Below are 20969 nucleotides of genomic sequence, written 5' to 3' on the forward strand. Positions count from 1 at the left end.
GGACAACCCGAGAACACCGAAAGTTTTCAGGAGCGGACGATGGACCACGAGATCCAGCTGATCAGTGACGGTGACGGGCTGGCAGTCATCGGCGAGGCCGCGGACGTGGAGCTTTTTCTCGCGTCGGAGGGTCTGCCGTCGAAGGAGCTCGGACTGCCCCGGCTCACGTCAGTTCTGCGCACCGGATCTATTGCTGCCCAGACTGGTTCGGAGATCGCGGCCAGCACCGGCCGTTGGGTTCAGTTGAGTCCCAAGTCCGCCGAGCGGATCAAGGAACTCGGGCTCAGAAGGAGCGCTACGTCAGGACTCGACACCGGCGTGCTGAGGGGGCCGAAGGGCCAGATCAAGGGGTTCGTCGAGTTCGCGCACGGCCCCATCTCGCCCCAGGCTCTGGTTGCCAACCCAGCAATCCTCGCCGGTGCCGCCGGGATGATGGCCCAGCTCGCTATGAAGCAGAGCATGGACGAGATCACCGACTATCTGGCCGCGATCGACCAGAAGGTCGACGACGTCCTCCGGGCCCAGAAAGACTCCGTGCTCGCCCGCATGATCGGATCGGGCCTCGTCATCGACGAGACCATGACCATCCGCGAGCAGAGAGGCCGGGTCGACGACATCATGTGGTCGAAAGTGCAGACCGCACCGACCACGGTCGCCGAGACCCAGGCCTACGCGCTGCTCCAGCTCGACGCACTCGCCGACACTATGGAATCGAAGACCTATATCAGCGAGATCGCCGCCGTCACCAAGGAAGCCGAGTCCGTGGTCCGGGAATGGCTCGCCGTCCTGGCCCGCAGCTTCCAGCTGCAAGACGCCATCGCCGTGCTCGAACTCGACCGGGTGATGGACCAGTCCCCCGACGAGCTGGACGGACATCGCCTTGGCCTGAAAGCGGCCCGGCAGAACCGGCTGGAGCACATCTCGCGCAGCACCGAACGCTTGCTGGCCCGGATGCGTGCAGCGGTGGAGACCGCCAACGCGAACGTGCTGCTGAACCCGTTCGAGGCCCCCGCCGTGGTCAAGTCGAGCAACCACGTGGCGGGCGGCCTGCACGACTTCCGCAGAAGGCTCAGCATCGAGTCCAGCGACCAGGAAGCGCAGGCCAGAGCCTGGACGGACGCGGCCACCGAGGTGAAGGACAAGGCTCTGGGTGTGGGAGCGCAAGGGGTGGATGTGGCCCGGACCTTGGGCAACGAGACCTTTAACCGTGCGAGCGCGGTGGCCGGCAAGCTCTCCAGTGGGATTTCGTGGCGGGGACGCCGCAAGGACGAGGACAAGCCGCAAGGCTGATCACGAAGGCCTCCGGGTTCACTTCTTGGTGGCGAGATCAATTCTTTCGCCTGGGTTTTCAAAGTAATACCGGAGGCACTGGTAGGCCGGGAGCGCGTTGCCGCCCAGCCAGCTGGCCTCCAGCATCAGATACGGCCGCCCTCCAGCTCCCTTTCCTGGAAAGCCCACCCCGAGTCCGTTCGCTGACCCCGGCATCATCTCGAACGGCACCCGATCCACGTGTCCGGAAGCACTTCCGGTACCACCTCACGCACGGCTTCCCAGGGCACGTACTGCTCAAGGGCAGGCGTGTGGTGATAGATGCCCGACACCGTCACCACGACGCCCCCGGGATCCTTCCTGGCCGCGGACACGACGATCCACGCACATCCCAGAGCCAGCACGCCGCACACCACGGCCCGGACCAATCCGCCGGCCCCGCCGGTCCAGAAGCCGGCAACCGTGTAGCCCGCGAGCCCCGCCGCGATCAGCGCCACGAAGGAAAGATTCCAGGCGTACCGCCGCCGCGAGTAAGAGAAGGCTCGCCTCTCCTCCCCACGCGGCGTCCTGCCGATCGCCGGCCGCCCGGTTTCGGTACCCGGGTGACGCATCCTGCTGACCACCAGGCCTGCGGTGAGGCTGAAGAACAACGCAGTGAAGGCGACAGGCAGCGACGCTTCGATCTCACCGCCGACGGCGAGCATGATGGCCAGCGCCCGTCCAAGGAGGGCGAACAGCGTGCTGGCGAGCGCGATGGCCACCTTCTTGAGTGAACGTGGGGGTGGGGCCAACCGGGAGGTGAAGTCCGCTCCAAGCGCCTGCTCCGGTCTTAGTGCCCACCTTTAGTAACATTGTTGATACTACCCGTAGAGCAACTAGTGGGCTGGGAGGGCCTCGTCACGCCTTTCCACCGCAGGTAGAGGGGCTGCATGTCAGTGATTGCCCCTTTGACCAACATGTAGCTCAGGGTTATGTCACTAAACCAGCACGCCCCTGGGTCGCATGTTTGCCAACTACCAGTTCCCAAGAACATTTGATGGAAGTCCCTATAGACTGACACGGTGGACCGCTCCGCCTTCACCGCCACTTCCCCCGGGGATCTTGTACCTATCACCGGGACTGATCCGCATACCGGCCCGTGGTCGCATGTCGCCTTCGTGCCGCACCCGCTGCCCTTCGAATCGCCCGACCTCAGCGGGCTGACGTATCGAGCCGTCGCCAACGCCCGGGCCGCACTCGCCGCGCTCGACAGCACAGCACGCCAATTACCCAACCCCCGCCTGTTCCGTCGACCAGCCCTTCAAGCAGAAGCGCAGAGTACGTCCGCCCTCGAGGGCACCTACGCGCCACTGGCCGACGTGCTCACGGCAGACCAGGACCGGCCCCCCAGTTCGGATCTCCGTGAGGTGCTGAACTACGTGTCGATGGGTAACACGGCGTTCGCCTGGCTGGAAGAGGGCCGACAACTCGGCGTCGGAATGCTGGAAAACCTTCAATCGCTGCTGGTCGCCGGTACATCCGGTGAAACGGCTTCCTCGGGCGCCATCCGCGATCACCAGGTCGTCGTGGGCAGCCGACTCGACGCCGGCCCACGAGATCTACCGATCCGCGCCGCCCGGTTCGTTCCGGCGCCACCCGGGTTGGATCTGCGGGCCAGCCTGCAGGATCTCCTCGACTGGATGACCAGTCCGGTGGTGCCGAATCAGATAGACCCTGTCGTCGCGGCAGCCATGGCGCACTACCAGTTCGAGACCCTCCACCCCTTCCACGACGGCAACGGGCGCATCGGTCGCCTTCTCATCGTCGCGCATCTTCTGGCCCAGGGCGTCCTGCTCGAACCCACGCTGACGGTCTCCCCCTGGTTCGAGACTCGGCGTACCGAGTACTACGACCGGCTCCTGGCGGTGAGCCGCAGCGGAGATTGGGACCACTACGTGCAGTTCTTCGCGACCGGCCTGGAAGCCTCGGCGAAGGGCACCCATCGGCAGATGAGCGATCTGGTCGCGGTGCAGGACTCGATGCGTGAGGTGGTCCGCGCCTCCCCGCTGCGGGCGGACAGCGCACACCTACTGATCGACTACACCCTGGCCAACACGTCATTCACCATTCGTGCAGTGGAACGCGACCTGGAACTGTCGTACGCACGGGCCAACCAACTCGTCGGACAACTCGTCGATCTCGGCATCCTGACGCCTCTTGCCACGCCGCCGGGAACCACACGTCGCTTCGCCGCGCCAGCCGTCCTGGACGTGTTGGTCCGCGATCAACGACTGGGGCCGTGACTGGTCTGGACGCAGATACACCAGACCCGCTGCCTTCAGGAAGCAGGCGCTTCTTCTTCGCGCCTGCCGTTAACCGAATTCCACTCGCCGGGCGGCCCCCGAGAAGCATGTGATCATTGGGACTAAACTCCCGGAGTGGTCGACCCCTTCGTACCCAGGAAACAGCCGCGCCTGCTGATTGCTCCCTCCTACGGAGCCGCGGTCAAGGGACGCTGGCACAACACGATGGACTCGCCCATCTCGTTCAAAGATCCTGCTGTAGCAGTACATCTGAGCGCCCGCGAACGCCAGGACCTGGACAGACACCATCACGACGGTCTCGCCCGGTTCTGGGGAGCCAAACCACGCTTCGACCGGGACATCGACCAGCTCACGACCGGCGACCTCGTCCTCTTCACCGGGCAGAGCAGGCTGCGGTACATCGGCACGCTCGGGTTCAAGACGAGGAACGAACGCCTGGCCAGCGCTCTCTGGCAGGACGAGCCCAGCTGGACGAACGTGTACAGCATCACCGAGCTCCAGCCGATCGCTGACGTCAGCTACCCGCAGCTCGCCGCATTCCTGCACTTCAGCCCGCAGTACTCCTTCCAGCGAACTCAGCTGCTGACACCCGAGCAGACATCCTGGGTCATCGCCGGCGTGGGCATCGACCTGGGCAACGCTCAGGCCCCGAGGCAGGCCGAGCAACCCGGGCGACGCCGGCGGGCGGGGATTGCCGTCGGACTGGACCGGGCCGCGGTGCAGGATGCCCTCGACGAGTGGCGGGACCTCGGCAAACAGGCCTTCCTGCAGAAGTACGAGGCCAACGAGGCAGCCCGGTACGCCATCATCGACCGCGACTGCGAGGCGGACGCGATGGCGATCCTGCTGGGCGCTCGCCACCGCACCGGACTCCCGGCCGACGGCCATTGGCGTGGCGATCTCGTCAATGTGGCCGCTCCACTCCGGAAGCTCGGCTTCGCAGTGGTCAACATCGCCTCGGAGCTCGAGGGCCCCCTCGGCCCCCAACCTTCGGCCTACGTGACCCGAGCACACGAATTCCTGGGCCCTACCGACAGCCTGACCCTGCAAAGCATCCGCCGGGAGCAGAGTTTCCTCCGAGGAGCCCTCGGTATCGGAACCGGCCGCCCCGGTGCGCAGGCCGAGTGCGCTCTCTGCGGGCGACTCCTCCCCGAAGACCTTCTCGTGGCCTCGCACATCAAACCCCGCGCCCGGTGCACCGAATCGGAACGCATCGACATCCCGAACATTGCCATGCCGGCCTGCCTTCTTGGCTGCGACGCCCTGTACGAACGCGGCTACATCACCGTTGACGGGGACGGAACGGTCCGCCTGGGGAAAACGGCGGAGCCCCATCTCCTCGCGCAGGATCAACTGATCGGCCGCAAGCTCACGATCCACAACGCCGCTCGGGCCGAGTATTTCGCCTGGCACCACGCCCAGCACGCCTAGACCGGTTGATCCTCATCACCGCACGACCCGAAAGGCAACTGTCATGGCAGTGAACGGAAAGAACGTCAGGGCCCTGATCTCGGCCTTCCTCCCGATGCGCCGCCAGGAGCTCGGCACTCTCCTGGCCGGTCTGTCCGAAGACGAAGCCGAGGACGACCTCCGGGTCGCCGTCGCGGCTGCGGGTGGCACTGTCGTCTTCCACCTGTTCGTCGACACCGAAGAGCCACTCGACTGGACGAAGTTCCAGGAGCAGGTGGTGGGCCGCCTGCGTGGCTCACCGAACCGCGATCCCCAGAAGGTGGAAGCCGTCGTCCGAGGACTGGCCGGTGACACCCGGGCCTTCGACGGCATCTCGGAGGACGACCGCCTGGAGATCTCTCTCGCCGTGCTCGAATCGGCCACAGCCCTGAAGCCGGCCGCCGAGCTGGCGGAGCTCGTTCAACGGGCATCAACGCGAGCAGTGGCGATGGGAACCGCCTTTCAGACTGGCCGGTCCACTTGATTCGGCCAACAATCCAGTAGGCAATCGGGCTGTCCCCGCTCCAGTTTAAGCCTCCTCGTGCCGTTGGTTGAGCATGATCGTTCCTGGACCGATGCTCTGGGACAGTCCCGGCCGAGTGAGCCCATCGGCAATCGAGTAAGCGAAGTCGCACCGATGCCTGCACCCGTGTCTTCATCTGGCCGAAGAACGCAGACGACTGGACCTGGGCCCATGGCAAGTAGCCGAACTGATGGGGCATGGCCCCCGGGTCGGGTCAGCCAGGTCGCTTAACCTGGCCCTTCACCCCACCGATCCGTCGCCTCCGTGAGCCGACCACTTCGGATATCCGAGTGCTTTTAAGCACACATCGCTCACGTCTTGTCACCCAAGGTCACATCAAGAGATCATTCGATCATGTCCTGGCAGGAGGAAGTCGATCTCGCCCTGCGCACATGGCACAGCATTGAGTCCCGCCGTCGCTCCGACAACGGGTACTCCCGAGTCGGCAAGCTCCGGGCACACGGGACGGGCTGGCGCGTGGATACCCGCCGGGGCAACGCATTGGCGCAGGCCGAACGCTTCATCATCGGTGGGGAGACCCAGAGTTCGCTAAGCACGGGACTCGGCGTCGCCGGATTGCATCCTGAGGGTGCGTACTGGCGCGTCCAGCCTGTTCCGGGCCCAATGCCGGAGAAGCCCTATTTGTGGGCTCAGACCCCCAGCGCGGCGAAACAGGTCGAGAGCCTGCGTCAGCGGCTGGCCGATCTCAAGGCCGGTAAGCCTGGGTACGACTTGGTCACGCGTCTTGCCGAAGGGCGTGCGGGAGGAAGCTCCGCCGCCGATGCCCGACCGCCGGCTGGGCTACCAGATCGGCAGGAGGGCGCCTGGCGAGCCTGCCTCGGCACGGGCGTCTGGCTCGTCTGGGGGCCACCCGGAACAGGTAAAACCACGGTGCTGCGCAAGGCGCTGGGGTCACTGATCGATAGCGGGCATCGTGTTCTCATCGCCGCCGCGACCAACGTCGCAGTGGACAACACCCTGGCTGAGCTGGTCCGCCCAGGGCAGGAGGCTCCCGATGAGGTGGTACGGATCGGGCAGCCACATGTACCGGCCATCTCGTCCGTGCGAAACCTTCAGCTCGACCACAAGGTCGACGTCAGGATCCAAAGAGCTGTGGACCATCGTGACCAACTGCGCCTACGAGCCGCCGAACTGCTGGCCGAGGAGACCGAGCTGAGCGCACTCACCGAGGCGACACCGACGTCCGCCATTGAGCAACTGGGCTGGGCCCAGGCACAGACCATGGAAGGCGGCGTCCCTGCGGCCGCAAGGATCGCTGAGCAATGGAATATGGAATGCTCCCGGGTCGCGGGGCAGGTCACCGAGAACCTCGAGGCGCTGGCAAGTGCCTCCAACGATGTAGAGCAGGCGGCCGCATCGAAGTCTGCCTGGCTCCACATTGACGCTCTCCAGAAGGAACTCCGTACGGTTCAGAAGAATCTGGATAGGTCCGCCCTGGTCGTGGCCGCGGCCGGAGAGTCAGTCCAGCAGTCAGCCGAACGACTCCGCTCGATCAGGGGCTGGAGGCGCAAAGAGAAGACAGCGGCCGGCGCCGAGTACGAAGAGGCACTCCGCCGTCAGGGCGAAGCCCGTGACGCAGCCGCCGCCTGGGGCCGGTGGGCAGAGGAGGAACGCGCCCGAATCGAGGCATCGATCGGTGAACTCACCTCCGCCGCAACGGTCTCACGGGCCGATTGCCGACGGCGCCAGGAACTGCTCGGGGTAATTGAGGACGTCCGGGATCAGTTGGCAGCAACCGTCAAGACGGTCACGGTAAACGCAGAGCACGCTCACGAGAAATTGGCCGATGTCACGAAGGCCTCCGCCATTCTGGCTGAGGCCGAGAAGTCGGGGATCGCCCGGAAGATCCATCGTCTGGGCGAGCTTCAGTCGTCACAGGCAGGGCGTGCCGCCCTGAGCAAGCAAACGCGGAGCGATCTTCGTCAGGCTGAGCAGCAGGTCAAGGCACAGAGGCCGGCTGCGGAACGAGAAGTCCTGGCCATGGCACAGGTAGTCGCCATGACGCTCGCCAAACTGCGCACGATGACCTCGGTGACACAGGTTCCGTTCGATGTGGTCTTCGTTGACGAGGCGGCGGCCGCAACCCTTCCGGACATCTTGCTGGCGGTCGGCCAGGGCACACGCTGTGCAGTCCTGTTCGGCGACCCGCGCCAACTGGGACCGGTCTTCGATTCCCGAGAGCTCGCGAACAGTGACGATCCGGCTATTCAGGCCTGGCTCCAGACCAATCCTTTTGCTCACTGCGGGATCGACGGCCCGGAAACGGCGACCCTTGAATCTGGCTGCTTCGCGTTAGATGTACAGCATCGGTTCGGTCCGGTCCTCACCAAGCTGGCCAACAAGGTTGCTTACGACGGGCTGCTCAGAGCCCAGAAGCCCTCCCGTCGGCCGGACGATCCGGAAATCATCCTGGTCGACACCCAGGGCATGGGCGAACTAGCCGATGTCAAACTCCTCAGCGCCCGCTCGGGGTGGTGGTCCGCCGGGCCACTCCTGTCCCGGGTCCTGGCCCGAATACACCTGGCCGAAGGCAATGTCGGCATCGTCACCCCGTTCAGCGTCCAGGCCGAACTCACCTGGGAAGCCCTCCGCGACGTCGAGGGGGACGAGCCGCTCGCTGAGGTCGGCACCGCCCACAAGTTCCAGGGAAGGGAGTTCGACACCCTCATCTTCGACACCGTCGAAGGCGATACCGAGTCGCTGTGGATGGCGCTGGCCCAGCGCAACGGCAAACGCTGGAATCAGGACGGGGCACGGCTGTTCAACGTGGCCGTCACCCGAGCCCGGAACCGGCTGTACATCATCGTCGACACCACGAAACTGTCCGGCTCAAAGCCCGGGGACGCGCTGTACGCGTTGCAGGAGCTCCGGCTTCAGGATCAGGTCCGCGTAATCTCGGGCGCGGCGTTGCTCGGCATCGAAGCAGCGTCGGAGGAAGTCCCGGACGATCTCTTCGAACGGATGCAAGACGTACTGGGCGAACACGTTCGGATCAGCCGGGTGGACGACGAGCGCACCTACTTCCCGGCGCTCCTAGAGTACATCGACGCCGCCAGCGAGAGCATCTACCTCTGGGCCCCCTGGATTGCCAAGCGGCTGGAATACGTGCGGCCAGCTCTTGAGGCGGCGCGCAATCGCGGGGTCGAGGTCATCATCTTCGTGCGGGGTGAGACCGACACCCTCCAGGCGAAGACGAGGATGCTGAAGTTCCTGCAAGATCTGCGGGCCAGCCAGATGACGGTGATCGCGGTGTTCATGATGCACGAGAAGATCGTCGTCATCGATCACCGCCTGGTGCTGCTCGGCAGCCTGAACACACTGTCGCAGAGCAATACCCGCGAGGTCATGGTCACGATGACGGGGCGGCACTTCGCCCGCCGGCTGCTCGAGAAACGCAGGATCGATACGTTCGTGAAAACCTATCGCTGTCCCTCCTGCCAGTCCGAGCACGGCGAGTTCCGTCTGTGGAAGAAGGGCTGGTTCTGGGTCTGCATCATCTTCAGCGACGGCAAACGGTGTCGGGGCAAGGTCTCCCTAGGCTTCTGAGCGAAACCCGAAGACGTCTGAGCGTTTTTTCTGGACTGTAAATGCTGATCGCGGCGTACATCGGTCGACGTGACTGAGCAGCGCGAACGGTCGCGACACTGCCATGGTGCTGACGAGTGGCATTACGCCGGGGCGTCCGATGTCTTGCGGGCGGCCCTGACCAAGAAGCCTGCCATCTGTCGCCGACCCCTGTAAGATCCGCGAATTGCCCGTAGCCCTGCATCAAGCCACTGGCCCCAAGGGCGCGCCCGTGATGGCGAAGGGAAGACTCGGTCCGAAATCGTCTGTGCCGGCCAAGTCCACACCTCAAGCTCCGAGCACCAGACGTGAAAGCTCTTCGTCTCGGAGGCGATCAGTATGCGCTTGCGAGATCAGGCTTGTGATCACGAGCGGGATCCGTGCGTACGGCCATCGGCACCAGTTGCCACGCAGTCCCGCGCGCAAAACACTGCGTCCAGAAGCAGCCGGGCAATCCCGAACAGGATCATCTGGATCTGAACCCGGTTAAGAGATGTGCCAGGGCCAGATACGAGATTCCCGTCCCTGCAACAAGGCTTCGCCGAGGCACAGCGACTGCGACTGCGCTGAAATTGGTCTGTACGCATGCGTACTGCAGACCGCCGGGCGGGTCTGGACGGGGGTTCGCAGCAAGCGGATCCGACCCTCAATCAAATTTTACCTGGGGCCGCAGAAGTACGCTTTCTGCCGTCTTCAAGTCATATCGCCCCCTACGCGGGTAACCTCATGACGATGTCGGCCACGCCAAGGGCAGGGGATTTGTTTGCCGTGTGTCAGTTGATCGGTGAGGTGGTCGGGCGCATAGGCGCTTTCGCCCAGAGAGCAGCTGATCGACCCTGGTCTCAGAAGTTTGCGCTCTATGCATGATGCCGCCTCGACGACCGATGCACGAGCGATCGCCCACGAATGGTCGAATTCTACACAGGAAGGTCCGATATAATGACCATGGGTGAACACTTGAATGAACTCCAGAGACTTCCGCCAAGTTTACAGAAAAGAGCCGTCCGCACGTTTCTGCGTGAACAACGAGAAGAAGCGAATATCACGCAGAAAAATATTGCCGAGAAAGTCAAATGGTCACTCAGCAAATTGATCAGGATCGAAACCGGTGTCGTTCCGGTCTCTCCGGATGATGTACGAATGCTACTGCGAGAGTACGGCACATCGCAGAGCCAGTGTGACGCCATCATCGAGATCGCCGACGATGCTCGGCAACACGACGTCTTCGCGGATTACCGTAAGCATATCGATGCTGATGCCATGCATGCCGTACTCGATTATGAATATGCGGCCAAATCGATCCGCGCGTTCGAACCATTTCTCGTACCAGGACTGCTTCAAACTCGGGAATATGCTTTAGCACTACTGAAGGATCGGCAAGCATCGGACGAGAAAGCTATGCAGATCTGGGGAATTAGAGATGCCCGACAGCGAGAATTTTGGAAAAAAGAGAACAGTACCGACATCAATATCATCATTCACGAGGCCGCCCTATACTTCCGTGTGGGTGAGGATGAGACAATGATGAAGCAAATCAGCAAATTACGCGATTTTGCCGTTACTTATAGTACGCGAGTAATACTCCAAATATTGCCATTCGACTTAGGTGTCCCCAAAGGAATGCATCGAGGCTTCACGATGTTCAATACGCGAAATCCTTATCTTGACGACCTCGTGTATATAGAGGATTCCAGGGAAATGATGATTCATTTCCAAGAAAAACCTCGCCAGTTCGATGAATATGAAAATACATTTTGGAAATTGTGGGATCTTGCAAATTCGCGCCTAGAGGACGGCAGCCAGACACGCGATCACTTCATCGAGCACCTGGAGCGCATCAATCGGCAACGATTTGGTAGAGCGATCTTGGCCGACTAACGCGGTGACCACGAACCTTGCACGGTCCCTCCTGGGCCCCGCCGTGATCGGATGACTTCCGTACATCCTGGCCACACAGAAGTCATCCGATCACGACCCAATGCCTCCCGAGGAGCGGGTAGGCGTCAACACCACAGGCGCCAGGGTCGGCCCGTCGGCAAAATCTTGGCAAGCAAGTATGCAATGACAACAAAAGCAACCCTTGCAAACTTGCGATCGGGGCTAAATATTGAGGGAAGTTCGGAATGGGGTGACTCAGGGCAATGATCGGTCTACGCTTGGGAACATGGGGTGCGCTGAGGGGTGCGTGCCACGGGGCGAAAGGTGAAGTAGATGGTTGGGTCACGAAACGAGGTTCGATTCCGTACCAGCAGCTTTAGTGCCGAGGAGGCATGCGTGGAAGTAGGAGCCGACGGTCGGGGTGTTTTGGTACGCCAGTCGAAAGATCGATCTGCAGGTCATCTTTCGTTCACAGATCGAGAATGGCGAGCTTTTGTCGCTGGAGTGAAGGCCGGAGAGTTCGATCTCGATGATGCGGGCGACCTGAAGCCCTGCTGAAGCGATGCTTGAAGTCGCCAAGCAACTTCTGTTCATGGAGGGGCTGCCTCCGTGAAGGTTGTACCAGATCTCGCGATATGCGATTCTGCAGGTCGCTGAACATATTCTTTCGCACGAACCGGTGTAGCGAGATGCGTGTCCGATAGTGATGCCTTGAGTTCGGCAGAGTCGAGGAGTGCTGAGGGGGTCCACGATGCCAGTTGATGATTCGTACATCCCGGGAGTCCAGACGCCGGAAGGCGCCCTTCGGCACGTCCGCGAAAATCTGCGCGAAGCACGACACGAGGCTCAGGAGTCGCCCGGGGCGGTAGCACGTAAGCTCAACTGGCCGTTGAGCAGGGTTCTGAAGATCGAGCAGAGCTGCCGCCCCGCTGAGCCGGATGACGTCGCTAAACTTTTGGATCATTACAGATTCAGTGCCGAAGCACGCGAGCATCTACTTGGCCTTGCTCGACGAGCTGCCCGATAACAGCATTCCTCATCGCACAACCCAGATCCTCCAATTGTCGTCGACCTCACTTGCATCTCCCATAACTCTATTTAGGTCACTGGATCAGGACTCATTGACCAAGGCCTGTTAAAAATGACATGGCCGATGATGTCTTCTCGTTCCCAATAAACCGCTCCAGTAAAGCACCAAAAACGTATTCCAAGATCTGCCCGAATGCCTCGGACTGCGCGCCGATGGCCAGCGATACGCACGCCACTATCACGGTGCAGAGGAAGCGACCGTGCACCCGCGGGTACAAGTGGAGCTGAACGACAGCCCGAGGCCATCCTTCCAGGCCTTTAAGTTCAGGTTCACGTGGTTTCGAAGAGAACATGTTTGGGGCACCCTTAGTGTGAACGGGTATGGCTGCGCTGCCCATTGAGGCGGGGACCTGCGGATCGGTGCCCGGTGTCGGCACCGATTCCTCCGGAGCCCCCGGCCGGCTGGAATTCTCGACACGATCCTTGTCATGCGTCGGGAGGATGGAATTAGTGCCGTGAGGCCCTTTTAGGACAATGACAATTGTTAACTCGATACCCGCTTCTTCCGCGCGCTCTGCACCGGAGCAGCCTTCCTCCACTCCACCGTTGCCGAGGGACAGGATGTCAGACCCAAGGATTGCCGCGCGCACTGTCCCACGAACCCGAGACATCCAGCTTTCCTTGCCGCACCTCAGGATGCTGATGATTCGAAAAGCGTTATGGCGCATCGACATGGCGGAAAGCTACCAGCGCGTCGCCAGCTAGCTCCTCTAAAAGCGATGTCTCAGAATTTGATTCGAAACTAGATTCTAATTCCTTTTTTTCAAGAAAACTTTCGCTCGCCTGCCTCGCCGCGCAGGTAACTGGCTACCCCTCCTCGCGAACGCAAGCTTGTGAAATGAGGGACGAACGATGGAAGTAGCCTGCTCGGAACGGATATCGCCGAAGTCTTCGACCACCCCGTTCGCCCGTCTCGCAACCCGTTCGGCGCCCCCGACCATCCGCAAGCTCATGCAAGAATTGGCTTTTCGCCAAATAGAAAATCGTGGATTTCCCAAGTTTTCTGGTTGGAAGCATTTTCCTGCGTACAGTGCCAGGGCGCTTTGGCGCATCTGGCCGGGCGGCGAGAATCGCCCTCAGCGTGCGCCAGACCTCCACTGCGGCACGTGCGGGCGAGCTTCGTCGTGCAGGCGCAGTTCATGAACCGGTATCGGCAACTACCCCGATCTGGCGCCGCGAGAACCGAAAATTACCCGGAAGGGCTCGCTGCTTGGCCGAGACGACGGCCGGGAAAGACTTATCACCAGCAAAACGTAGTGGTTCCCCCAGGACGGCAACCTTCGAGCACCCCCACCCGACGTGACGCGCGAACGGAAAGTGCTCGGCCATCCCATCCTGAAGGGAACCACCCGTGATTCACCGTGATGTGCGGCTCCTGCGCACATGGATCGCCCTGCTGATCGCGTCCGTCGTGATCGGTGGGGTGTTCATCATCCAGACCCGGCCCGCCGCGGCTGCCAACAAGGCTGTGTACATCCCGGCCAGCTGGAAGCAGACCGGCGAGGTGCCGTGGAGCGAGGACCGGTCGAAGGAGTCGACGAACTTCAAGCTGCTGTGGGGCGAGAAGTCCGGCACCGATCCCGAATCGGCATCTGATCCGTACAATTTCGACCCGGACAGCATCCTCACCCAGCTCGAGAACCTGTACTCGTTCTACATGGACGACATGGAGTTCACGCCGGAAGACGGGTTGCTGGCGGAGTACAAGATCGACGTGATCGTCACCAACACCTGGAACCGCACCGAGCTGAGCGACTGGGCGACCGGTGGATCGGCGGACGGCAAGGTGGGTGTCATCAACATCGCCCCCGGTGCCGCGCTCCCGGGGTCGTGGGGTCTGGCCCACGAGCTGGCCCACGTCTTCCAGAACTACACGTTCCTCGGGGAGTCGGGGAAGGGCTTCACCGACGCCAGCTCGGGTACGTTCTGGGAGACCAGCGCCGAGTTCATGGCGATGCAGGCGCTGCCCACGACGGCGGCGGGCGACCTCAGCCGCTGGCTGCGCTCGGAGAACCTCTACTACAGCTCCAGCCGTCATCACTACGGCAACTGGATGCTGATGCAGTACATCAAGGACCGTGACGGCCTGGCCATGTTCAACAAGATCTGGAACGAGGCGAAGGACGACGAGCACCCGCTGGAGACTTACCGCCGGATCACGGGCATCACGCAGGCCGAGCTGAACCGCCGGGTGGGCGAGTACGCGACGCGCACGGTGACGTACGACTTCGGCAACCGGGCGACGCTGATCCCGTTCATCAAGGACGTGTACGGAGCGGGCTTCCTGAACGACGCGTACAACGGCGGCAACGTCGAGGCCGTCGACGCCTCGCTCGGGCACTACCGGATCAACTCCCGGGTGGCCCCGTCCGACTACGGCTTCAACAAGATCAAGCTGGTACCCGACGTGGCCGGCGGGAAGGTGTCGCTGCGGCTCAAGGGGCACGCGGAGACGGGTGCCACCGGCTGGACCTTCGGGCTCGTGGCGGTGAAGAACGGCACGCCGCGTTATTCGGAGCTCAAGACCGGAACCGACAACCGCATCGACTTCCAGCTGGAGGCCGGTGAGACGGAGGTGTGGCTGGTCACCACCGCCACCCCCGACACCGTGCCGCACTACGGCTTCCAGGACGGCTACACCAAGGCCCAGCGCTTCCCGTACGAGTTCCGGGTGGCCGGGGCCACCCCGTCCGGCTTCGAGGCCGGGTACACCAAGCCGGCCGCGACCAACGGTGGGCACTGGCACGCCAACGGCGGCGGCTGGGTCGCCGCCGGGGCCAAGGTCGCCGCCACGGCCTACGTGGGTCCCAAGGCTGCGGTCTTCTCCGGCACTGTCTCGGGCAACGCCCGCATCGAGGGTCTCGGATGGGTCAACGGCGGCACGGTGAGTGGCAACGCGGTCGTGAAGGACAACGCGCTCATCCAGGCCGGGGCCAACCTGTCCGGTGACATCGTGGTCGGCGGCGACGCGGAGATGGCGATCACCTGCAGCTCGGGCACATACCTGGCCTTCGACCTGGAGCGCGGCTGCGACGGCAAGGCCGGTGAGACCGACATCAACCCGTCGTTCACCGCCTTCAGCAGCGCCGAGCTCGCCCTCTAGAAACCGGCGAAGCGGTCGCAGGGCAGCTATGCCCTGCGACCGTCGAGCGGCCCCGCTTTGGAGAACCAATCCCCCATCCCGTAAGCTTCTGGAGGTTCATGAGGGAGGCACAGTCTTCCTGAACGAATTTCATAGGCCCCCATCGTCTAGTGGCCTAGGACGCCGCCCTCTCAAGGCGGTAGCACGGGTTCAAATCCCGTTGGGGGTACGCTGTTCGCATTACACGTAAGGCCCTGTAGCGCAGTTGGTTAGCGCGCCGCCCTGTCAAGGCGGAGGTCGCGGGTTCAAGTCCCGTCAGGGTCGCCTTCGCAAGAACGAAAAGGGCTGATGGCCGGGAGGCCACCAGCCCTTTTCTCATCGGTGGACGAGCTCGATCGTCCCGGCGACCGTGGCCGCCCCTTGTCGCTGATCAGCGTGCCGTCACCGTCCGCAGAACGTCCGGCCAGCGTCCACTGGTACATGCCCTCCGGCACCTGAATACCCCTGGCCGACAGACCGTCCCATTTCAGGTCGAGCCCGCTCCCGTCCGGTGCGGTGCCGTCCAGCTGAGCGACCGTCTTCGCGCCCTGCTGGCTCTTCAGGGTCACCGACCGCATGGGCTTGGTGATGTCGGACTGCGGCGTCCAGACATCACCCCGGCCGTCACCGTTGGGTGAGAACCCGAGCGGGCGCAGGGCCGAGATCAGGCGGGGCCGGTACTTCACGGTGAACGGGAGCGGCGACATCCCGGCGCTCCAGGTCTGGAAGTACGGGATGCCCGTCTGCCGGGCGATCAGGTGCCCTACCCGGCGGCCTCCACCCGCGCGGTTTCCTGCCCCGTCGATCAGTTGCCACGCCCCGTTCTGATCGGGCAGGCCGGTCACTCCCCGGGCGGCCGAGAAGTTAAACCTGTCCGAGGTTCTCGCGACACTCCGGTACACGCCGACGTCACCGGAGACGTACCGGGCCGGCCCGGAATACCCCGGGCCGGCGGTGAGAAAACTGTTCCCCACCGCGCGGCCAGACCCGATGCGTCGTACGGCAGATCCCGGTGCTGTGCGGTCGAATGATGGACGATCTGCACCCCGGCGCTCGGAGCATAGAGTTTTCGGGGTCGACGGGATGGTGGACGAGGTACGCGACCCCGCCGCCCCCGGCGGCGAGGTGTGTGACATCGGCGTGTGGATCGTCCTCCAGATACACAACCTCGGCCCCGCCATCCCGCGGCTTCTGGTGAGCGGCACAGCCACCGTCGTCGTTCTTGGTGGCCCGGACCAGAAGATCCTTGCTCAGGGCGACACCGGCAACCTCGTCCGGTGAATCGGCAATCCGCTGGACCTTCTTGGTCTTGAGATCGACCAGATCCATCCCGTAGCGCTGCGGATCGACGTTCCGGTCGACCGTGGCCCGCAACACTGAGGTGGCATCGGCCACCATCCTCTGCACACTGGCGACCTTCTCGATCGCCGTCATGAGGATGTCGGTCTTCATCGGGCCGACGTGATGCTGCCGCAGCGGGTACTGCCAGTTGTCCGGGTAGTCGGCATAACTCGTCGGAATGCCGATGAACCAGCTCTCCCCGTTCAAGGCCCCCGGCGGAACGATCCCCTCGGTCCCGCCGGCGCGTGAGCTCGCCGCCCAGCGGCCCGGTGTCGACCGGATTCATCCGCACCGCCATCCACCCGGATCCTTCTGCTCGACCGCCACCCCGGCCTCGGACGCCCCGATCAGGTGCAGATCGCCGGCGACCGGATGCAGAGGAATCGGCACCGTGCAACCCGATGCCGCCCGAGCCGGAGTCATTCCCCCGGCAGCCAAAGCGGCCACGGCGACGGGCTACAGCCACCGAACGGCCGCACGTCTCTTGCCCCGTACTGAACTGCTTGCCGGCGTCATGCCCTGGCCCTCATAGACGCATTGATGAGGCTGATGATGACGGTCCGGACACTGTGAACCGCTGGGAGACGAATACCGGCAAGTTCCGGCGGCAGTAGCGCAGTCGACCGGAGTCAGGGCGGGTGCCAAGTCAGGGCTCAGCGACTTTCGACGGGAGGTGGCGTGCCCCGGAGCAGGAACCAGCATGCCTGCGTTGTGTACACCTGGTACATCCGGTACCGGATGTACCAGGTGTACACAACGCGTCTGCTGTCGTGCCGTGAAGTTCCGGAGCCGACCGGAAGCGGTTCAGGGATGGGCCCCGGCGAACCGGCGTATGTCGGGATCGTCACCCCGACGGTCAACCGGTGGCCGCGCCGCCGGCTGTGTCAGGGATCCAGCGCTGTTTCACCGGCCGGGGTACGGGGTACGGGGTACGGGGTACGGGCCAGCGTTCCTGATTGACGTTCGGACGTTGGGTTTGCGTACGGTTACCGGTGTCTGTGACCGGTCTCGCCGCCGGCAGGATCGACCGAGGAGCGCGTGCATGGCTGTCCTGACCCTGACCGACGTGCAGATGGCCGTTCACAATCTGGTCGGTACTGCCGCGCTGCTCACGGGCCGGGCCCTGGCACAGTCCGGGAGGGTCCAGAAGGTCGAGGTCGATCCGTCGTCCGGAAACGTTCGAGCCGTGGTGCGCGACGGCAAGGTGGCCCGCCAGGTCGAGGTGACCGCCCGTTACCGGGACAACGGGACCTTCGATGTCGACGAGGCTTCGTGCGCCTGCGGGGCAGCTCCGTGCCAACACGTCGCGGCCCTGATTCTCACCCATTTTGACAAGCCGGCCTCGACTGCAGAGGGCAAGAGGGCGACCCGCCGCAGTCGCTCGGCAACCATCCCGGCACCGGCCCCCGCACCCCAGCCGGCGCCGTGGGAGACCGCGCTGACCACCGCGCTCGCTCCCCCACCGGCACCGGTCGACCACGGGCGCCGGCACGCGTCCTCCATTCCCCGCCCGGAAGAGCCGGCCAGCAGCGCTGCGCCACCGATCGCTCTGCAGTTCGAGCTCGTGAGCGACCCGGGATTCCGGATCGGTGTCCGGCCGGTCGTCCCGGGGCGTAACGGCGCCTGGGTGCGCTCGAACATTTCCTGGTACTCCCTGGGCTACCCCGAGTACCACATGCCTCTCGTCCCCCGCTCACAAGTGCGGTTGCTGCGCGAGCTGCACGCTCTTCCCTCGGCGCACGACCACAGTTACCGCGACAAGGTGCTGATGCTCGACTCAATCATCAGCCGCCGCGTCTGGGATCTGCTGCGGGAGATCCAGGAGACCGGCATTCCCCTGGTCATGGCCGGACGGGGCGCGGCGCCGGTGCACGTGCTCACCGAGCCGGTGGTCGCGCGGGTCCTCATCCGGCGGCGGGAAACGGGGCTGGTCCTCGAACCGGTGCTGGAAGGTGCGGGACAGCAGGTCACGCGGGGGTACCTACCCATCTCCGACCCTCCGCACGGGGTGGCCTGGGAGTCCTCGCCCGGTGACGGGCTGCGGCTGGCCCGGCTGTCGGCGGCTCCTCCTCAGCTGTTCTGGCAGTTGTCCCAGGGCGACATCCCGCCGATCCCGGCGGCCGACGAAGAGCGCTTCCTGTCCGAGTTCTACCCGCAGCTGAGCCGGCACCTCGAAGTGGTCAGCCCCGACAACTCGCTGGTCCTGCCCGCGGCGCAGCCCCCGGTGCTGGAACTCACCGTGACCCCTCTCGGCGATCACCACATGCGGCTCGACTGGGCCTGGGCCTACCGGCTCGGCGCGACCAGTCACCATGAACCCTTGCTGGCCCGGCCCGGACCGCTTCCTCCTGGCCGCGACCTGGGGGCGGAGACCCGCACTCTCGATGAGATCAGACCTCTGCTCGCCGAGTTCCCCGACCTGACGCAGAACACGATCAGCGGTGTGATCCCGCTGTCGCAGAGCGAGGTTCACGGAGTCACCACGGCCCGTCTGATGAGCCAGACGATCCCGCTGCTGAGAGACCGCACCGACGTCGACGTGCGCCTGGCCGTCGACCAGATTCCGGACTATCGGGAGATCGATGACGCTCCGGTGTTCGAGTTCGTTCCCACCGACGCATCCGGCGGCGGTGGCGCGAATAGCCAGCAGGACTGGTTCGACCTGGCGGTGACGATCACTGTCGACGGCCAGACCGTGCCGTTCAACCAGCTTTTCGTGGCCCTCGCGCAGGACGAGACCGAACTGCTGCTCGACGACGGCCTCTGGTTCAGCCTCGACCGGGACGAGTTCCATCAGCTCGCCGCCCTGATCGCCGAGTCGCGGGAGCTGCTCGATGCGCCCGGTGGCACGTTGCGTCTCAGCCGCTTTCACGCGGGAATGTGGGACGAGATCGAGCGTCTCGGAGTCATCAACGGTCAGGTGGACGGCTGGCGCGAGTCGATCAGGGCCCTGAGCCAGGCCGCCGACTTTCCCGAGCAGAAGCTGCCCTCGGGTCTGGAAGCAACGCTGCGGCCTTATCAGGAAGACGGCTTCCGCTGGCTGGCCACCCTGTTCGAGCACCGCCTCGGCGGTGTACTGGCCGACGACATGGGCCTGGGCAAGACGGTGCAGACCCTCGCGCTCTTCCTGCACGCCCGCGAGAACGGTCTGACCGATCACCCGTTTCTGGTGGTGGCGCCCACCAGCGTGGCCGCGAACTGGGCCCAGGAGGCGGCTCGCTTCGCGCCCGGCTTCACGGTCTCCACCATCACCGCGACCGGCGCCCGGCGTGGCCACGACGTGGCCGGGGCCGCCCACGACGCCGATCTCGTCATCACCTCGTACACGTTGTTCCGCCTGGAGTTCGAGCAGTACAGCGAGCTGCAGTGGGCGGGTCTGGTGCTGGACGAGGCGCAGGCCGTGAAGAACTATCAGGGCGCGGGCTACCGGTGTGCCCGCGAACTGCCGGCAGCATTCAAACTCGCCATCACGGGCACCCCGATGGAGAACAACCTGATGGAGCTGTGGGCGCTGCTCTCCATCACCTCACCGGGACTGTTCCCCCGCCCTGAGCGCTTCACCGAGTACTACCGCACCCCGATCGAGCGTGAGCAGAATCCCGATCGGCTGGACCAGCTGCGCCGGCGGATCACGCCCCTCATGCTGCGCCGTACCAAGGAGCTCGTCGCCGCCGATCTGCCCGACCGGCAGGAACAGGTGCTCGAGCTGGAACTGGCGCCCCGCCACCGGAAGATCTACCAGAAGTACCTGCAGCGGGAACGGCAGAAGGTCCTGGGCCTGCTCGGCGACCTGAACCGCAACCGCTTCGAGATCTTCCGTTCCCTCACCCTGCTGCGACAGGCCACGCTCGATGTCGGCCTGGTCGATCCCGCCCACGCCGGCGTGCCCAGCACCAAACTCGATGCCCTGATGGAACAGCTGACCGAGATCGCGGCCGAGGGCCACCGGATCCTGGTGTTCAGCCAGTTCACCCGCTTTCTCAGCCGGGCCGCCGACCGGCTCGACCAGGCGGGTATCGAATACTGCTATCTCGACGGCAAGACCAAGAACCGGGCCCGGGTGGTCTCGCAGTTCCGCGAGGGCACGGCCCCGGTCTTCCTGATCAGTCTCAAAGCCGGTGGCACAGGCCTGAACCTGACCGAGGCCGACTACGTCTTCCTGCTCGACCCCTGGTGGAACCCCGCGGTCGAGGCCCAGGCCGTCGACCGGGCCCACCGCATCGGCCAGACCCGCAACGTCATGGTCTACCGGCTGGTGGCCCGGGACACGATCGAGGAGAAGGTGGTAGCGCTCAAGGCCCGCAAGAGCGCCTTGACCAACAGCGTTCTCGACGGCGAGGCAATGGGCTCGGCGGCGCTCACCGCCGACGACATCCGCGGGCTGCTCGACTGACGGCCCGGGAAGGAACGG

At 64.0% G+C, this 20969-nt stretch carries 14 protein-coding genes and 2 tRNA genes; 12 read left to right on the forward strand and 4 right to left on the reverse strand.

Annotated elements, in window-relative coordinates:
- Nucleotides 1-39 precede the first annotated feature (39 nt).
- On the forward strand, nt 40-1290 hold the full coding sequence (locus LR393_RS24565) for a hypothetical protein (RefSeq protein ID WP_231487065.1): 1251 nt from the start codon (nt 40-42) through the stop codon (nt 1288-1290).
- 194 nt (nt 1291-1484) lie between these two features.
- Here LR393_RS24565 and LR393_RS24570 read toward each other — a convergent pair whose 3' ends face one another.
- Nucleotides 1485-2030: a hypothetical protein gene (locus LR393_RS24570; RefSeq protein ID WP_231487066.1), complete on the reverse strand. Its 546-nt coding sequence runs from the start codon at nt 2028-2030 to the stop codon at nt 1485-1487.
- A gap of 300 nt (nt 2031-2330) precedes the next feature.
- Here LR393_RS24570 and LR393_RS24575 point away from each other — a divergent pair, with 300 nt between their 5' ends.
- From LR393_RS24575 to LR393_RS37160, 7 genes are all read left to right on the forward strand, one after another.
- Nucleotides 2331-3551, forward strand: a complete 1221-nt coding sequence (locus LR393_RS24575) for a Fic family protein (protein WP_231487067.1) — start codon at nt 2331-2333, stop codon at nt 3549-3551.
- Nucleotides 3552-3686: 135 nt separating this feature from the next.
- Complete coding sequence (locus LR393_RS24580; RefSeq protein ID WP_231487068.1) at nt 3687-5003, forward strand: HNH endonuclease; 1317 nt, start codon at nt 3687-3689, stop codon at nt 5001-5003.
- Nucleotides 5004-5046: 43 nt separating this feature from the next.
- Nucleotides 5047-5505 (forward strand): hypothetical protein, encoded by a 459-nt coding sequence (locus tag LR393_RS24585; protein ID WP_231487069.1) that lies wholly within the window; start codon nt 5047-5049, stop codon nt 5503-5505.
- A gap of 393 nt (nt 5506-5898) precedes the next feature.
- Entirely contained in the window at nt 5899-9111 is a 3213-nt protein-coding gene (locus LR393_RS24590) for an AAA domain-containing protein (protein WP_231487070.1), read from the forward strand.
- A gap of 957 nt (nt 9112-10068) precedes the next feature.
- Entirely contained in the window at nt 10069-11007 is a 939-nt protein-coding gene (locus LR393_RS24595) for a helix-turn-helix domain-containing protein (protein WP_231487071.1), read from the forward strand.
- 333 nt (nt 11008-11340) lie between these two features.
- A complete protein-coding gene (locus LR393_RS37155) occupies nt 11341-11565 on the forward strand; it encodes a DUF397 domain-containing protein (RefSeq protein ID WP_345718773.1) in 225 nt (74 codons plus the stop codon).
- Between the two features lie 193 nt (nt 11566-11758).
- Nucleotides 11759-12034: a helix-turn-helix domain-containing protein gene (locus tag LR393_RS37160; RefSeq protein ID WP_407937346.1), complete on the forward strand. Its 276-nt coding sequence runs from the start codon at nt 11759-11761 to the stop codon at nt 12032-12034.
- A 91-nt stretch (nt 12035-12125) separates the two neighbouring features.
- Here LR393_RS37160 and LR393_RS24600 read toward each other — a convergent pair whose 3' ends face one another.
- Nucleotides 12126-12770, reverse strand: coding sequence for a hypothetical protein (locus LR393_RS24600; RefSeq protein WP_231487072.1), 645 nt, complete (start codon nt 12768-12770; stop codon nt 12126-12128).
- A 677-nt stretch (nt 12771-13447) separates the two neighbouring features.
- On the opposite strand from LR393_RS24600, the gene LR393_RS24605 reads away from it, so the two are divergent.
- From LR393_RS24605 to LR393_RS24615, 3 genes are all read left to right on the forward strand, one after another.
- The gene (locus tag LR393_RS24605; protein WP_231487073.1) at nt 13448-15199 is read left to right on the forward strand and encodes a DUF6055 domain-containing protein; all 1752 of its coding nucleotides are present in this window, start codon (nt 13448-13450) and stop codon (nt 15197-15199) included.
- A 135-nt stretch (nt 15200-15334) separates the two neighbouring features.
- Nucleotides 15335-15407: transfer RNA gene (locus LR393_RS24610), tRNA-Glu, on the forward strand.
- Between the two features lie 21 nt (nt 15408-15428).
- Nucleotides 15429-15502: transfer RNA gene (locus LR393_RS24615), tRNA-Asp, on the forward strand.
- On the opposite strand, the gene LR393_RS24620 is transcribed toward LR393_RS24615, so the two are convergent.
- Nucleotides 15484-16191, reverse strand: a complete 708-nt coding sequence (locus LR393_RS24620; protein ID WP_231487074.1) for a gliding motility-associated C-terminal domain-containing protein — start codon at nt 16189-16191, stop codon at nt 15484-15486. The two genes, LR393_RS24615 and LR393_RS24620, sit on opposite strands and share 19 nt — an antisense overlap.
- Nucleotides 16127-16765 (reverse strand): hypothetical protein, encoded by a 639-nt coding sequence (locus tag LR393_RS24625; protein WP_231487075.1) that lies wholly within the window; start codon nt 16763-16765, stop codon nt 16127-16129. The genes LR393_RS24620 and LR393_RS24625 overlap by 65 nt, the downstream gene beginning before the upstream one ends.
- An 835-nt stretch (nt 16766-17600) precedes the next feature.
- Between LR393_RS24625 and LR393_RS24630 the strand changes: the two genes are divergently transcribed.
- The gene (locus tag LR393_RS24630; protein ID WP_231487076.1) at nt 17601-20951 is read left to right on the forward strand and encodes a DEAD/DEAH box helicase; all 3351 of its coding nucleotides are present in this window, start codon (nt 17601-17603) and stop codon (nt 20949-20951) included.
- Nucleotides 20952-20969: the final 18 nt, after the last annotated feature.

This window comes from Kineosporia mesophila, assembly GCF_021129235.1.
Classification (GTDB): Bacteria; Actinomycetota; Actinomycetes; order Actinomycetales; family Kineosporiaceae; genus Kineosporia; species Kineosporia mesophila.

Excerpts from the sequence above, each read along its gene's own strand:
- LR393_RS24585 (WP_231487069.1), top strand. The coding sequence starts at position 5,047 with ATGGCAGTGAACGGAAAGAACGTCAGGGCCCTGATCTCGGCCTTCCTC.
- LR393_RS24600 (WP_231487072.1), bottom strand. The coding sequence starts at position 12,770 with ATGTCGATGCGCCATAACGCTTTTCGAATCATCAGCATCCTGAGGTGC.
- LR393_RS37155 (WP_345718773.1), top strand. The coding sequence starts at position 11,341 with ATGGTTGGGTCACGAAACGAGGTTCGATTCCGTACCAGCAGCTTTAGT.
- LR393_RS24565 (WP_231487065.1), top strand. The coding sequence starts at position 40 with ATGGACCACGAGATCCAGCTGATCAGTGACGGTGACGGGCTGGCAGTC.
- LR393_RS37160 (WP_407937346.1), top strand. The coding sequence starts at position 11,759 with ATGCCAGTTGATGATTCGTACATCCCGGGAGTCCAGACGCCGGAAGGC.
- LR393_RS24630 (WP_231487076.1), top strand. The coding sequence starts at position 17,601 with ATGGCTGTCCTGACCCTGACCGACGTGCAGATGGCCGTTCACAATCTG.
- LR393_RS24595 (WP_231487071.1), top strand. The coding sequence starts at position 10,069 with ATGACCATGGGTGAACACTTGAATGAACTCCAGAGACTTCCGCCAAGT.
- LR393_RS24590 (WP_231487070.1), top strand. The coding sequence starts at position 5,899 with ATGTCCTGGCAGGAGGAAGTCGATCTCGCCCTGCGCACATGGCACAGC.